The organism is Pseudonocardia lutea, from assembly GCF_042658055.1.
Lineage (GTDB): Bacteria > Actinomycetota > Actinomycetes > Mycobacteriales > Pseudonocardiaceae > Pseudonocardia > Pseudonocardia lutea.
In genome coordinates this window covers 1-14,257 of record NZ_JBHSQK010000008.1, presented here as the reverse complement: position 1 = coordinate 14,257, position 14,257 = coordinate 1, and the positions used below count along the sequence as shown (strand labels likewise).

The window sequence follows — 14,257 nt, the reverse complement described above, 5'->3', positions numbered from 1 at the left end:
GTCCCTACCCGTCAGCTCGAAGCCGGCGCCGGCTTGTTGACCTTGACCGTCTCCTGGTCCACCTGGTCCTCCTCGAGGGCCTCCGCCTGGGGCTCCTTGACGACCGAGGACCCGTCGGACGCGGTGAAGTTCCGCTTGAAGTCGTCCACCAGGCCCTTGAGCCGGTCGACGTTCTCGTCCTTCAGCAGCCCGGTGTCCCGGATCTCGGCGAGGACGCCGTCGTGGTTGCGGCGCAGGTGGTCCAGGAACTCGGACTCGAACCGGGAGACGTCGGCGACCGGCACCGTGTCCAGCTGGCCGGAGGTGCCGAGCCAGATCGACACGACCTCGTCCTCGACCGCGAACGGGGCGTACTGCGCCTGCTTGAGCAGCTCGACCAGGCGCTCACCGCGGCCCAGCGCGGCGGCCGAGGCGGCGTCGAGGTCCGAACCGAACGCGGCGAAGGCCTCCAGCTCGCGGTACTGCGACAGGTCCAGGCGCAGCGAGCCGGACACCGACCGCATCGCCTTGATCTGCGCCGAGCCGCCGACCCGGGAGACCGAGATGCCGACGTTGATCGCCGGCCGGACGCCCTGGTTGAACAGGTCCGACTCGAGGAAGACCTGGCCGTCGGTGATGGAGATGACGTTCGTCGGGATGTAGGCCGACACGTCGTTGGCCTTGGTCTCGATGATCGGCAGGCCGGTCATCGAACCGCCGCCGAGGTCGTCCGACAGCTTCGCGCAGCGCTCCAGCAGGCGGGAGTGCAGGTAGAAGACGTCGCCGGGGTAGGCCTCGCGGCCCGGCGGGCGGCGCAGCAGCAGCGAGATCGCGCGGTACGCCTCGGCCTGCTTCGACAGGTCGTCGAAGATGATCAGCACGTGGTTGCCGCCGTACATCCAGTGCTGGCCGATGGCCGAGCCGGTGTAGGGCGCGAGCCACTTGAAGCCGGCCGGGTCGGAGGCCGGGGCGGCGACGATCGTCGTGTACTCGAGCGCGCCCGCGTCCTCCAGGGACTTGCGGACGCCGGCGATCGTGGAGCCCTTCTGGCCGATCGCGACGTAGATGCAGCGGACCTGCTTCTTGGGGTCGCCCGACTCCCAGTTCTGCCGCTGGTTGATGATCGTGTCGACGCAGACCGCGGTCTTGCCGGTCTTGCGGTCGCCGATGATCAGCTGGCGCTGGCCGCGGCCGATCGGCGTCATGGCGTCGATGGCCTTGATGCCGGTCTGCAGCGGCTCCCGGACCTCCTGGCGCTGCATCACCGAGGCGGCCTGCAGCTCGAGGACGCGGCGGCCCTCGGCCTCGATGTCGCCGAGCCCGTCGATCGGGTTGCCCAGCGGGTCGATGACGCGCCCGAGGAACTTGTCGCCGACCGGCACCGAGAGGATCTCGCCGGTCCGCTTGACCGACTGACCCTCCTCGAGCCCGGCGTAGTCGCCCAGGACCACGGCACCGATCTCGCGCGCGTCGAGGTTCAGCGCGACACCCCGCACGCCCCCTTCGAACTCGAGGAGCTCGTTGGTCATCGCCGAGGGCAGGCCCTCGACGTGGGCGATGCCGTCACCGGTGTCGGAGACGGTCCCGACCTCTTCGCGGGAGGTCCCGGTCTCCAGCGACGAGACGTAGCTGGAGATCGCACTCCGGATCTCCTCCGGGGAGATCGTCAGCTCTGTCATGGCTGTCGTCTGTTCCTTCTCTTCGAAACGTGGGGCGGTCAGCTCGGGATCGACCGGCGGGCCGCGGCGAGCTTGCCGGACACGCTGCCGTCGATGACCTCGTCGCCGACCCTGATGACCATGCCGCCCAGCAGGCTCTCGTCCAGCTCCACCTGCAACGCGATCTCCCGCCCGTAGAGGCGCGTGAGGGAGGCCGTGAGCTGGCGCTCCTGCGCCGCGCTCAGGGCGACCGCCGTGCGCACGTAGGCGACGGAGCGGTTGCGCCGGGCCGCGGCGAGCTCGGAGAGCTCCTCCGCGGCGACGTCGAGGTGCCGCGACCGCGGGGTCCGCACCAGGTCCCGCAGCAGCGCCGCGGTGACCGGGTAGACCTTCGTGCCCAGCACCGAGTCCAGCAGGCCGATCCGCTTGTCCGCCGGCACGTCCTCGTCGGCGAGCAGGGCGGTGAGCTGCGGCTCGCGCTCCAGGATCCGGCCGAACCGGAACAGCTGGTCCTCGACGTCGTCGAGGGCGCGCTGCTTCTCGGCCGCGGCCAGCAGCGCCGTGCGGGCCAGCGCCTCGGTCGCCTCGACCAGGTCGGCGGGCCCGGACCAGCGGGCCCCGGCCAGGTCCCCGACGGTCTCGAGGGTGGCCGGCGCGACCTTCCCGCCCAGCACGCTCTGCGCCAGGCGGCCGCGCTGCTCGGCGGTGGTGGCGGGGTCGGAGAACGCCCGGCGCAGGCCGCGCTCGGCGACCAGCAGCCGGGTGACGGCGTAGAGCTCCTCGCCCAGCTTCTGCCGGTCACCCGCGGCGAGCGGGCCGAGCCGGGTCTCGAAGCGCTCCGAGACCTCGGCCAGCGACTCGCGGCTGGTGGCGGCCAGGACGAGCGCCATCAGCGCACCCCGGTGGTCTGGCGCGGCGCCATCGCGTCGAGCTCCGACAGGAAGCTGTCGACGGTGGCCGACCGGCGCCTCGGGTCGGCGAGCTCGGACCCGAGGATGCGCTCGGCCAGCTCGGCCGACAGACCACCGATCTCACCGCGGAGCGAGCGCTCCGCGGCCGAACGCTGCGCCGTGACCTGCTCCTCGGCGCGCGCCCGGATCCGCGCGGCCTCCTCCTCGGCCTCGGCACGCAGCTCGGCCTTGATCTGCTGGCCCTCGGCCCGGGCGTCGTCGCGGATGCGCGCCGCCTCGGCCCGCGCACCGGCGAGCTGGTCCTCGTACTGCTTCTTCAGCGCGTCGGCCTCGGCCTGCGCCTGCTCGGCCCGCTTCAGACCGCCCTCGATCTGGTCGGTGCGCTCCGCGTACAGCTTCTCGAACTGCGGGAACACCGTCTTCGCGAGGACCCAGAACAGCAGGCCGAAGGCGATGAGACCGACGATGATCTCGGTGAGGTGCGGGACGAGCGGGTTCAGCTCCTCCGCGGCGATTGTCATGGTGTGCTCCTCCGCGTCACCTGTGGTTCAGGGGGTGCGTCAGAGGGCGAACGCGAGCACCAGGCCCAGAATCGCGAGGGCCTCGGAGAGGGCGAAGCCGATGAACGCGATGCCCTGGAGCTGGCCGCGGGCCTCCGGCTGGCGGGCCACACCGTTGATGAAGGCCGCGAAGACGATACCGACGCCGATACCGGGGCCGATGGCCGAGAGGCCGTAGCCGATGGCGTTCAGGTTACCGGTGATCATTGCGCTTTCCTTTCGATCCGGGTCCGCGGCCGTCCCGCGGTTCCGAAGGGTCTCTGGGGTGGGACTCGACGGGACCTAGTGGTCGTCCGCGAGGACGGTGCCGATGTACGACGCCGTGAGCATGACGAAGATGTACGCCTGGATGACCTGCACGAACGCCTCGAAGAACGTGAAGACGATGGCCATCAGGAAGGCGAACGGGGACAGCACCTTCAGCTGCCAGTCCCCGGCGTGGAGCAGCATGTACTCGCCGCCGAGGGTGAACAGCAGCAGCAGCAGGTGGCCGGCGAACATGTTGCCGAAGAGCCGCAGCGACAGCGTGACCGGCCGCAGGATCAGGTTCGAGAGGAACTCGATCGGCGTGAGGATGATCCGCACCCACCACGGCACGTCCGGCGGCCAGGTCGACAGGCGCATGTACCCGCCGAACCCGTGCTTGCGGATGCCCGCGTACGTGAACACGACGTACACCAGACCCGCCAGCGCGTAGGGCACGCTCGGGTGCGAGAACGTCGGGAACTGGATGAACGGGATGATCCCGAACAGGTTGTTCACCAGGATGAAGGCGAACAGGGCCGTCAGGAACGGGACGTACTTGACGAAGTCGCGCCCGCCGATCATGTCCCGGGCGATCGTGTTCCGGACGAGTCCGTGGAACGCCTCGCCGAGGAACTGCGTCTTGCCGGGGACCAGCGCGGGCCTGCGCACGGCCACCAGGAAGAACGCGGCGATGAGGATCGCCGCGAGCACGAGCTCCAGGACCGGCTTGGTCACGGGCCCGAAGACCGGGGGCAGCTGGAAGTCCTCGACCCCCGGGGCTTCGAACCCCGGTGCCGGGGCGGTGGCCGTCGTGGTCACCCAATGCTCCTTTCGGTTCCGCGCTCCAGGGAGCCGGAGCCTGCGGAATCGAGACGATCAGGACTTAACGTACCTGACGTAGATCAAGTACATCGAGGCCGCCGCACCGACCAGCAGGCCGGCCACGGTGAAGCCCCGTAGGTCGAACAGTTCGTCCACTCCCCAACCGATGCCTCCGAAGAGGAGGATCCCGGTCAGGAGGTGCGACAGAGCGGTCCAGGCCTCACCGGGGGGTGGCGTCGGCCCCGGCGCCCCGCCGGGCCCGCCGCTCGTCCCGCGCGGCCGTTCCTGCTCCATCACCGCGGACCCTATCAGCCGGGTTACGGCGCACTTACCCGGCACGACCTGCCGTGACACCCTCCGGCGGCCCGATCCTTACCCTCCGACGGGCCCGCGACCGCCCGACGTCGCTCTATCACCTGTAGAAGTTCCGGCGGCGTGTGACACAGGTCTCGCTGAGAGCGCCGTCACGGACATCCCGGACAGCCCGGACAGGGGTACCAGCTTCACCCGATCGGGCTAACGGACGCGCCGCGGCACCGCCCCGGGCGCGCGGGTCGACCCGGTCAGACGTCGACGGACGGGGCCTTGGCGCGCACGAACCCGACGACCTCGCCGGCGATCCAGCCGACGGTGACGCCGAGCAGGCTGAAGGCGAAGGTCTGGTTGTCGAAGAGCGTCGTGCCGCGGAAGACGAGCAGGAAGACCAGCAGCACGACGAACTTGCCGGCGAAGGACGCCATCGCCCCGACCATGACGCCGCCGGGCGTGGCCCGGGCCGTCCCCTTCATCACCGCGGTCCCGACGAACCCCAGCGCGAGCCCGATCACCACCCCGAGCAGGGCACCGATCAGCCCGGGGACCCCGCGCAGCACGACGGACAGGACGATCGCGAGCACGCTGACCACGGCACCGACCAGGAACGCGGTCCGCTGCATGGCCGCCGCCAGCCGCAGCACCGTCCGGACGTGGGGCTGCTCGTCGGCCGCCGGGGCGGGGTTCGGGTTCTCGGTCATGGCTACTCCTCGTCGGCCCGGCACGGGCCGCTCGTGTCAGGTCCGTCCCGGCGCACGGGGCGGGGTGCCGGGACGGGGCGGCCCCGCGGACCCGGACCGCCGCGCGTGGCGGGCCCGCGGCACGGCCGTGGCCAGCACCGCCGCCCCGAGGCCGAGCGCCACCGCCCACAGCACGAAGGCCGGGTCGTCGATCAGGGCGAGCGCCACCGCGCCGAACGCGAGGATGCCCGCCCACAGGTAGATCAGCAGCACCGCGCGCCGCTGGCTGTGCCCGATCTCCAGCAGCCGGTGGTGCAGGTGCATCTTGTCAGGCGAGAAGGGGCTCATCCCGGCCCGGGTGCGCCGCACGACCGCCATGAGCAGGTCGAGCAGCGGCACGAACACGACCGCGGCGAGCACGATGAGCGGGGCGAAGAGCGCCAGGACGTCCGTGCCGTCCGTCGTCGTGGTGATCGGGATCTTGCCCGAGGCGCTCGTCGTGGCGGCGGCGAGCATCAGCCCGATGAGCATCGAGCCCGAGTCGCCCATGAAGATGCGGGCCGGGTTGAAGTTGTGCGGCAGGAACCCCAGACAGGCCCCCGCCAGGACGGACGCGATCAGCGCCGGCGGGTAGGCGGCGGCGTCGTTCCCGTTCTCGCGGACGAGCCCGATCGCGAAGGCGCACGTCGCGGTGGCCGCGACCAGGCCGATGCCCGCGGCGAGCCCGTCGAGGCCGTCGACGAAGTTCATCGCGTTCACCAGGGCGACGGTCAGCACCACCGTGAGCACGACGCCCTGTTCCGGGCCGAGGGACAGGATCGAGCCGGAGATCCCGGTGCCGCCCCCGCCCCACGGGATCCAGAACACCGAGAACTGCACGCCGAACAGCACCAGCACCCCGGCCGCGGTGACCTGCCCGGCGGCCTTCGTGATCGCGTCGAGCTCGAAGCGGTCGTCGAGCGCCCCGACCGCGACGAGCAGGACGGCCGCGAGCAGCACGCCCTGCACGTCGCGCGAGTAGTCGAAGGCCAGCCGCAGCGCGGGGAGCTGGGCGGCGAGCCCGATCCCGGCGAGCACCCCGCCGAACATCGCCAGCCCGCCCCACCGCGGCGTCGGCGTCACGTGGACGTCCCGGCCGCGGGGCCACGCCACGGCGCCCAGCCGCAGCGCGAGCACCCGCACCAGGCCGACCAGCAGGAACGTCACGACGGCGGCGGCCAGCCCGACCAGCAGGTACTCCCGGATCGGGAGCCCCAACCCGAAGGAGGACTGGCCGTACGAGGACTGGGCGAGCACCACCGCGTGCGCGCGGGCCGGGCGGGGTCAGCCGCGCGGGTAGGCGGGGGCGCGGGAGACGAGCGAGGAGACGGCCTCGGCGACGTCCGCCAGCTCGCGGTCGCCCGCCGGGGTGCCGTGCTCGGCCTTGACCGCCCGCGCGAGCAGCGAGGCGATCTCCGCCATGTCGGACTCGACCATGCCCTGGGTGGTGACGCTCGGCGAGCCGACGCGGATGCCCGAGGGCTTCATGGGCGGCGCCGGGTCGTACGGGATGGCGTTCTTGTTCAGCGTGATCCGGGCCAGGTCGCAGCGCGCCTCGGCCTCGCCGCCGGTGACGCCGATGGGCCGCAGGTCGATCAGCGCGAGGTGCGTGTCGGTGCCGCCGGAGACGGCGCGCATGCCCTCGGCCTCCAGCCCCTTCGCCAGCGCCTGGGCGTTGGCGATGACCTGGTTCGCGTAGGCCTGGTAGGCGGGCTGCGCGGCCTCCTTCATCGCGACGGCCTTCGCGGCGACGGAGTGCATCAGTGGACCGCCCTGGGAGAACGGGAAGACGGCCTTGTCGATCGCCTTCGCGTGCTCCTCGCGGGCGAGGATCATGCCGCCGCGCGGGCCGCGCAGGACCTTGTGCGTGGTCGCCGTGACGACGTCGGCGAACGGGACCGGCGAGGGGATCGCCTTGCCGGCGACCAGGCCGATGAAGTGCGCGGCGTCGACCATCAGCTTGGCGCCGACCTCGTCCGCGATCTCCCGGAACCGGGCGAAGTCGATCAGCCGCGGGTAGGCGGTGGCGCCGGCGATGATGATCTTCGGCTTGTGCTGCAGCGCCAGGTCGCGGACCTGGTCGTAGTCGATGAGCTCGGAGTCCTCGCGCACGGTGTAGGACACGGCGTGGAACCACAGGCCCGAGAAGTTGACCTTGCTGCCGTGGGTCAGGTGCCCACCCTGCTTGAGGTCCATGGCCAGCACGGTGTCGCCGGGCTTGGCGAAGGCCGCGTACGCGGCGAGGTTCGCGCTGGCGCCCGAGTGCGGCTGGAGGTTGACGTGCTCGGCGCCGAAGAGCGCCTTCGTGCGCGCGTTGCCGATCTCCTCGGCGCGGTCCACGACCTGGCAGCCGCCGTAGTAGCGGCGGCCCGGGTAGCCCTCGGCGTACTTGTTCGAGAGCGTGGACCCCAGCGCCGCGAGGACGGCCGGGCTGGTGAGGTTCTCGCTGGCGATCAGCTGCAGTCCGCCGCGGAGGCGCTCCAGCTCGTCGAGGACGACGCCGGCGATCTCCGGGTCCTCCTGCTGCAGGGCTCCGAAGTCCGGGCCCCAGAACGGCACGTCCTGACCGGGGGCGTTCTCGCTGTGCGCACTCACGGTGCACCAGGCTACCTGCGGTTCCTCGCCGTCCGACGAGGACCCGCTCCGGAATCCGGAGGGTCTGCGCAGCGTCACCGGCATGTGTACGGACCGTGCGGACGGCTCGCGGATCGGTGCTCGCGGACGTGGACACCGCTCCGTGGCCGCTGGGAGACTGGTCCGCATGACCTCCCCCCGCTCCGCGCCCCGCACCGCCCGCGAGCGCGTCCGCGCGCAGCTCACCGCCGAGATCGTCGACGTGGCCCGGGCCCACCTGGCCACCTCGGGCGCCGCGGCGCTCTCGCTGCGGGCCGTCGCGCGGGAGCTGGGCATGGTGTCGTCGGCGGTCTACCGCTACTTCCCCAGCCGGGACGACCTGCTCACCACGCTGATCGTCGAGGGTTACGACGCGCTGGGCGAGGCCGTCGAGCTCGCCGAGGCGGCCGTCCCGCGCGAGGACCTGCTCGGTCGCTGGCACGCCGCCTGCGCCGCGGCCCGCACCTGGGCGCTCGCCCACCCGCACGAGTACGCCCTGCTCTACGGCTCCCCCGTGCCCGGCTACTCGGCCCCGCAGGACACGATCGCCCCCGCGGGCCGGGTGGCGGTGGTGCTCGCCGGCGTGCTGCGGGACGGGATCGCCGCCGGCGCCGTCACTCCCCCGCCCGGGGACGACGACGCCACGATCGCCCCCGGCCTGCTCGACCAGCTGGGTCTCCCGACGGACAGCGGGCTCGGCGGGCGCCTGGTGCTGGCGTGGTCGAGCCTCTTCGGCGCCGTCGGGTTCGAGCTCTTCGGCCACACCCACGACGTCGTGGTGGCGCACGAGGAGCACTTCCGCACCCTCGCCACCCGCCTCGCCGCCGAGGTGGGTCTCCCGGTGTGAGCGACGGGAGCTGTCGGTCCCAGAAGCGTGGTCATCGAGCCCCCAGCTCCTGTCGGCGCCGAGGAGCGCTGCGCGGTGCGCCAGTTGGCCGCGGACAGCGCGAGGTGCGCTCCGGGTGGCGCACGATGTCGGCGGCCGTGCGCTGAACCCGGGCGCCCGCGGCTGCCGCACGACGCCTTCGACCAGCTCGAGGCGCCTGGCCACGTCCCAGGCCGTGCGCTCGCGCCCGGTGACCACCACCCCACGTCCACCGGATGCTGCGATCCGTTGGAGGTCGTCCGGCGTAGCCGTGCCCTGGTGCGCCACGAGACCGTCGTGCCTCGGCAGGTGGGCCGGCACCAGAACCTCCGCCGGCGCCCCGCGCGGTTCGCACGACGCGCCGAGCAGCTGCGCCGCGGAGTACCCGGCCAGCACCCCGCCCCGACGCTCGACGTGCAGGTAGGCCGCGCGGCTCCGCGCCTCGAAGCAGGGCTCCGATGCGGCGGAAGGAGCTGAGGGTGAGTCCGACGGTCGCCACGAGCCCTCAGCTCCTTCTCGGCGAACGCGCTCAGCCGAGGGGCACGTCCTGGCCGATGACCTCGCCGACCTGGGCCCGGGTGACGGCGCCCTCGCGGAGGATGCGGGGCTGCTTGCCCGTCAGGTCGACGATGGTGGAGGCCACGGGGTCGCCGCTGGGGCCGCCGTCGAGGTAGAGGGCGACCGAGGAGGCGAGCTGGTCGAGGGCCTCGGCGGCGGTGCTCGCGGGCGGCCGGCCCGAGATGTTCGCGCTGGACACGGCCATGGGGCCGACGTCGCGGAGCAGCTCGAGCGCCACCGGGTGCAGCGGCATGCGCAGCATCACGGTGCCCTTGGTCGAACCGAGGTCCCAGTTCAGCGAGGGGGCGTGCGGCAGCACCAGCGACAGCCCGCCCGGCCAGAACGCCTCGATCAGGCTGCGGGCGGTGGCCGAGACGCCGAGGACGAGCCCGTCGATCGTGGACCAGGAGCCGACCAGCACCGGCACGGGCATGTCCGGGCCGCGGTGCTTGGCGGCCAGCAGGTTGCGGACCGCGGTCGAGGAGAAGGCGTCGCAGCCCAGGCCGTACACGGTGTCCGTCGGCAGCACGACGAGCTGCCCGGCCCGCACGGCACGCGCGGCGGCGGCCAGCCCCTCGGCGCGGGTGTCGGGATCGGAACAGTCGTAGACGGGAACGGCCGGAGCAGTCACGCCCGGCACCCTACGACCGGCCCGAACGGACCCGGCTCGCACCCCCGTGACATGCGGCAACTCCCGACTCGCGCTGCCGGAACCAACCCCCGACTCGCGGGAGCTCAGGTGGGGGTGGTGCGGCGGGCGGTGGCGAAGCGGTGGCGGCCGGTGAGGTCGTGGTGCTCCTGCACGTCCGTGAGCACCTTGCGCCGCCGGAGCAGGGCGGGGACGGCCTCGCCGTGGGTGTCGTCGTGCTCGATCGCGAGCCCGCCGCCGTAGCGGAGCAGGGTCGCGGCCAGCGCGATCACCGCGGGGATCAGCGCGAGCCCGTCCGCGCCGCCGAACACCGCGACGGCCGGGTCCCAGTCCGCGACCTCGGGCGGCACCGGGGTGCCCTCCGGCACGTACGGCGGGTTGCAGACCACGAGGTCGACGCGGGCCTCGAGCTCGGGCAGCGGGTCCGGCGACCGGACGTCCGCGGCGTGCAGCGTGACGCGGTCGCCGTGCGCGGCGATGTTGCGGCGCGCCCACGTGAGCGCGGCGGGGTCGATCTCGAGGGCGTGCACCCGCGCGTCGGGCCGGCTCTCGGCGAAGGCGAGCGCGAGCGCCGCCGACCCCGTGCACAGGTCCACGACCACCGGGTTCTCGACGCCGCGGAGCTGCCGCAGGCCCCATTCGAGCAGCAGCTCGGTCTCCGGGCGCGGCGTGAAGACTCCCGGCCCGACGGCGACCTCGACCGGGCCGAGCACGGCGGTGCCGAGGACGTGCTGCAACGGCTCGCGGGTGGCGCGCCGGGCGACGAGCCGGCGGTACTCCTCCACCTGCGGCGGGTCGACGAGCGGGTGCAGCATCAGCCGCCCGCGCGGTACCCCGACGACGTGCGAGGCCAGGAACTCCGCCTCCACCCGGGGGGACTCGACGCCCGCCGCCGCCAGCGCGCGCTCGGCCTCCGCGATCGCGACCCGCAGCGGCAGGCGGCTCACGCGCCCTGCTCGGTCGCGGCGATCGCCTCGGCGCGCTCGGCCTTCTGCAGGGCGGCGACGACGTCGTCGAGGTCGCCGTCGAGCACCGTCGAGAGGTTGTGTGCCTTGTAGCCGACGCGGTGGTCGGAGATCCGGTTCTCCGGGAAGTTGTACGTGCGGATGCGCTCGGACCGGTCGACCGTCCGGACCTGCGACTTCCGCTCCGCCGACGCCGCCGCGGCCTGCTCGGCCTCGTGCAGCGCCTGCAGCCGCGAGCGCAGCACCTCCATCGCGCGCGCCCGGTTCTGCAGCTGCGAGCGCTCGTTCTGGCAGCTCACGACGATCCCGGTCGGCAGGTGCGTGATGCGCACCGCGGAGTCCGTGGTGTTGACGCTCTGCCCGCCGTGCCCGGACGAGCGGAAGACGTCCACCCGGATGTCGTTCTCGTCGATCTCGACCTCGGCGTCCTCGCCCGTGTCCGGGTACACCAGCACGCCGGCCGCGGAGGTGTGGATGCGGCCCTGCGACTCGGTGACCGGCACCCGCTGCACGCGGTGCACGCCGCCCTCGAACTTAAGCGCCGACCACACGCCGTCGGCGGACGGGGTCCGCGAGCGCAGCACCAGCGTGATGTCCTTGTACCCGCCCAGGTCCGAGCCGACGGAGTCGAGCACCTCGACCTTCCAGCCGCGGCGCTCGGCGTAGCGCGTGTACATGCGGACCAGGTCGCCCGCGAACAGCGCCGACTCCTCGCCGCCCTCGCCGGACTTGACCTCCATGACGACGTCGTCGCCGTCGTGCGGGTCGCGCGGGACCAGCAGCTCCGCCAGCCGGGCCTCCAGTGCGGGGATCCGCGCGGCGATCTCGTCCGCCTCGGCGGCGAACGCCCGGTCCTCGGCGGCCAGCTCACGGGCGGCGGCCTCGTCCGACCGCGCCCCGGCCAGCTCCCGCGCGACGGCGACCACCGGGCCGAGCTCGGCGTAGCGCCGGCCGAGCTTGCGTGCCGTGGCCGCGTCGGCGTGCACCGCCGGGTCGGCCAGCCGGGTCTCCAGCTCCGCGTACTCGTCGATCAGCGCGTCCACGCCTGCCGCGCTGCTGCTCACCGCCACCACGTGCTCCCGTTCTCCCTCGTCGTCACCCCTGACATGCGAACGGCGCCCGGCCCCTGGCGAGGGGACGGGCGCCGGACGGGAGAGCTACTTGGCGGCCTTGCGCTTGCCGTAGCGCGCCTCGAAGCGGGCGACGCGGCCACCGGAGTCCAGGATCCGCTGCTTGCCCGTGTAGAACGGGTGGCAGGCGGAGCAGGTCTCGACGGTCATCACGCCGCTGGTCTTGGTGCTGCGGGTGGTGAACGAGTTGCCGCAACCGCAGGTGACCTGGGTCTCGACGTACTGGGGGTGGATGCCCTCACGCATGGGATGTTCCTCTCGAAGATCGGCCGCCGGGTCTCACACCCCTCGCCGTTCGGGGGCTTCCGGGGGCGGAGCCCCCGGATGTGGGTGAACCGGAGCCGGATGCGTACCGCTTCATTCAACCACCCGACCCCGGCGGGGATTCCCACCGGGGCCGGGCGCCGAGCGGGGTCAGTCGTCGTTGCCGAAGTTCCCCGGCGTGGTCTTCTGGACCTGCATGAGGAACTCGATGTTGGTGCGGGTCTTGCGGAGCTGACCCAGCACCAGCTCGATCGCCTGCTGGTGGTCGAGCGCGGCGAGCACGCGGCGGAGCTTGACGCTGATGGCGAACTCGTCGCCGGACATCAGCAGCTCCTCCTTCCGGGTGCCGGAGGCGTCGACGTCGATCGCCGGGAAGATTCGCTTGTCCGCGAGCTTGCGGTCCAGCTTGAGCTCGGCGTTGCCGGTGCCCTTGAACTCCTCGAAGATCACCGTGTCCATCGTCGAACCGGTCTCGACCAGCGCGGTGGCGAAGATGGTCAGCGAGCCGCCGTCCTCGATGTTCCGCGCCGCGCCCAGGAACCGCTTCGGCGGGTAGAGCGCGGTCGAGTCGACACCACCGGACAGGATCCGGCCCGACGCGGGCGCGGCCAGGTTGTAGGCGCGGCCCAGGCGGGTGATCGAGTCCAGCAGGACGACGACGTCGTGCCCCAGCTCCACCAGCCGCTTCGCCCGCTCGATGGCGAGCTCGGCGACCGCGGTGTGGTCCGACGGCGGGCGGTCGAAGGTCGAGGCGATGACCTCGCCCTTCACCGACCGCTGCATGTCGGTGACCTCCTCCGGCCGCTCGTCGACGAGGACGACCATGAGGTGGCACTCGGGGTTGTTGGTGGTGATCGCGTTGGCGATCGACTGCAGCACCATCGTCTTGCCGGCCTTCGGCGGCGAGACGATCAGCGCGCGCTGGCCCTTGCCGATCGGCATGACCAGGTCGATGACCCGGGTGGTGAGCTTCGACGGCTCGGTCTCCAGGCGCAGCCGCTCGTTCGGGTAGAGCGGGGTGAGCTTGGTGAACTCCGGCCGCTGCCGGCCCGACTCCGGGTCCCGCCCGTTGATGGTGTCGATGCGCACCAGCGGGTTGAACTTCTGCCGCTGCTGCTCGCCCTCGCGGGGCTGGCGGACGGCGCCGGTGATCGCGTCGCCGCGGCGCAGGCCGTGCTTGCGGACCATCGACAGCGACACGTAGACGTCGTTCGGGCCGGACAGGTAGCCGGTCGTCCGCACGAACGCGTAGTTGTCGAGGATGTCGACGATGCCGGCCACCGGCAGCAGGACGTCGTCCTCCCGCACCTCGGTGTCGACGGTGCGGTCGCCGCCGCGGGTGTCGCGGTCGCGGCCCCGGCGGCGGTCCCGGAACCGGCGGCCGAGCCGGCCGCGGCCGTCGCCGTCGTCGTCCCCGTCGTCGTCCGCACGGGAGTCGCGCGGCTCGGTCCGGATGTCGCCCCGGTCGCCCCGGTCGGCCCGGTCGGCCCGGTTGTCGTTGCGGTTGCGGCCGCCGCCGTCGCCGCCCTGCTCGGAACGGTCCGAGCGGTCGGAGCGCTCCGAGCGGTCGTTGCGGTTCCGGTTGCGGTTGCGGCCGCCGCCGTCGCCGCCCCGCTCGGAACGGTCCGAGCGGTCGGAGCGCTCCGAGCGGTCGTTGCGGTTCCGGTTGCGGTTGCGGCCGCCCTCGCCGTCGCGGTCGGTGCGCTCGCCGCGGTCGGACTTCTCCTTCTCGGACGCGCCGATGCTCGCGGCGACCGCGTCGAGGGTGTCCGACTGGGGCTCGCCGCCGGAGCGGCGGCGGGTCTGCCGGCGACGGCCGGTGCCCTCCTCGCCGTCGGCGCCGCCCGCGGTGCCCTCGGCCGGGCCCGGGGTGCCCTCGGCGGAGGCCGCCTGCTCGGCGGCCGCGGCGGTGCCGTTGGCGGTCTGCTCGGGCGCGTGCCCGTTGACCTGGTTCGGCACCTCGGCGGGGGCCCCGTCGACGCCGGGGGCGGGCCGGGGGTCCGGGG

Annotated in this window: 15 protein-coding genes; 1 reads left to right on the top strand and 14 read right to left on the bottom strand. The window is 72.9% G+C overall.

Going from position 1 to position 14,257, the window contains the following annotated elements; all coding sequences use genetic code 11:
* Window positions 1-11: 11 nt before the first annotated feature.
* The 9 genes from atpA to ACFQH9_RS04725 all read right to left on the bottom strand — a co-directional run bounded on the left by atpA (window position 12) and on the right by ACFQH9_RS04725 (window position 7,802).
* The gene (gene atpA / locus ACFQH9_RS04765) at window positions 12-1,658 is read right to left on the bottom strand and encodes a F0F1 ATP synthase subunit alpha (protein ID WP_379564589.1); all 1,647 of its coding nucleotides are present in this window, start codon (window positions 1,656-1,658) and stop codon (window positions 12-14) included.
* Window positions 1,659-1,696: 38 nt separating this feature from the next.
* Window positions 1,697-2,527, bottom strand: coding sequence for a F0F1 ATP synthase subunit delta (locus tag ACFQH9_RS04760; RefSeq protein ID WP_379564587.1), 831 nt, complete (start codon window positions 2,525-2,527; stop codon window positions 1,697-1,699).
* Window positions 2,527-3,069 carry a F0F1 ATP synthase subunit B gene (locus ACFQH9_RS04755; RefSeq protein ID WP_379564585.1) on the bottom strand — a complete coding sequence of 181 codons (543 nt, stop codon included), beginning with the start codon at window positions 3,067-3,069 and terminating at the stop codon, window positions 2,527-2,529. The genes ACFQH9_RS04760 and ACFQH9_RS04755 overlap by 1 nt, the downstream gene beginning before the upstream one ends.
* 39 nt (window positions 3,070-3,108) lie before the next feature.
* Complete coding sequence (atpE, locus tag ACFQH9_RS04750; RefSeq protein WP_037044700.1) at window positions 3,109-3,315, bottom strand: ATP synthase F0 subunit C; 207 nt, start codon at window positions 3,313-3,315, stop codon at window positions 3,109-3,111.
* Window positions 3,316-3,390: 75 nt separating this feature from the next.
* Complete coding sequence (gene atpB / locus ACFQH9_RS04745; protein ID WP_379564582.1) at window positions 3,391-4,173, bottom strand: F0F1 ATP synthase subunit A; 783 nt, start codon at window positions 4,171-4,173, stop codon at window positions 3,391-3,393.
* Window positions 4,174-4,230: 57 nt separating this feature from the next.
* Entirely contained in the window at window positions 4,231-4,470 is a 240-nt protein-coding gene (locus tag ACFQH9_RS04740) for an AtpZ/AtpI family protein (protein WP_379564580.1), read from the bottom strand.
* Window positions 4,471-4,739: 269 nt separating this feature from the next.
* Window positions 4,740-5,189, bottom strand: coding sequence for a hypothetical protein (locus ACFQH9_RS04735; protein WP_379564578.1), 450 nt, complete (start codon window positions 5,187-5,189; stop codon window positions 4,740-4,742).
* 36 nt (window positions 5,190-5,225) lie between these two features.
* Window positions 5,226-6,464, bottom strand: coding sequence for a glycosyltransferase family 4 protein (locus tag ACFQH9_RS04730; RefSeq protein ID WP_379564576.1), 1,239 nt, complete (start codon window positions 6,462-6,464; stop codon window positions 5,226-5,228).
* A gap of 27 nt (window positions 6,465-6,491) precedes the next feature.
* On the bottom strand, window positions 6,492-7,802 hold the full coding sequence (locus ACFQH9_RS04725) for a serine hydroxymethyltransferase (protein ID WP_379564574.1): 1,311 nt from the start codon (window positions 7,800-7,802) through the stop codon (window positions 6,492-6,494).
* 166 nt (window positions 7,803-7,968) lie between these two features.
* Here ACFQH9_RS04725 and ACFQH9_RS04720 point away from each other — a divergent pair, with 166 nt between their 5' ends.
* The gene (locus tag ACFQH9_RS04720; RefSeq protein ID WP_379564572.1) at window positions 7,969-8,667 is read left to right on the top strand and encodes a TetR/AcrR family transcriptional regulator; all 699 of its coding nucleotides are present in this window, start codon (window positions 7,969-7,971) and stop codon (window positions 8,665-8,667) included.
* Window positions 8,668-9,214: 547 nt separating this feature from the next.
* Here ACFQH9_RS04720 and ACFQH9_RS04715 read toward each other — a convergent pair.
* The 5 genes from ACFQH9_RS04715 to rho form a co-directional block, all read right to left on the bottom strand.
* A complete protein-coding gene (locus tag ACFQH9_RS04715; RefSeq protein ID WP_379564570.1) occupies window positions 9,215-9,874 on the bottom strand; it encodes an L-threonylcarbamoyladenylate synthase in 660 nt (219 codons plus the stop codon).
* A gap of 104 nt (window positions 9,875-9,978) precedes the next feature.
* Window positions 9,979-10,839, bottom strand: coding sequence for a peptide chain release factor N(5)-glutamine methyltransferase (gene prmC / locus ACFQH9_RS04710; protein ID WP_379564568.1), 861 nt, complete (start codon window positions 10,837-10,839; stop codon window positions 9,979-9,981).
* Window positions 10,836-11,921 (bottom strand): peptide chain release factor 1, encoded by a 1,086-nt coding sequence (prfA, locus tag ACFQH9_RS04705; protein WP_379564566.1) that lies wholly within the window; start codon window positions 11,919-11,921, stop codon window positions 10,836-10,838. The genes prmC and prfA overlap by 4 nt, the downstream gene beginning before the upstream one ends.
* A gap of 93 nt (window positions 11,922-12,014) precedes the next feature.
* Window positions 12,015-12,233 carry a 50S ribosomal protein L31 gene (rpmE, locus tag ACFQH9_RS04700; protein ID WP_232871709.1) on the bottom strand — a complete coding sequence of 73 codons (219 nt, stop codon included), beginning with the start codon at window positions 12,231-12,233 and terminating at the stop codon, window positions 12,015-12,017.
* A 168-nt stretch (window positions 12,234-12,401) separates the two neighbouring features.
* A partial coding sequence (rho, locus tag ACFQH9_RS04695; RefSeq protein WP_379564564.1) for a transcription termination factor Rho occupies window positions 12,402-14,257 on the bottom strand: 1,856 nt, incomplete at its 5' end.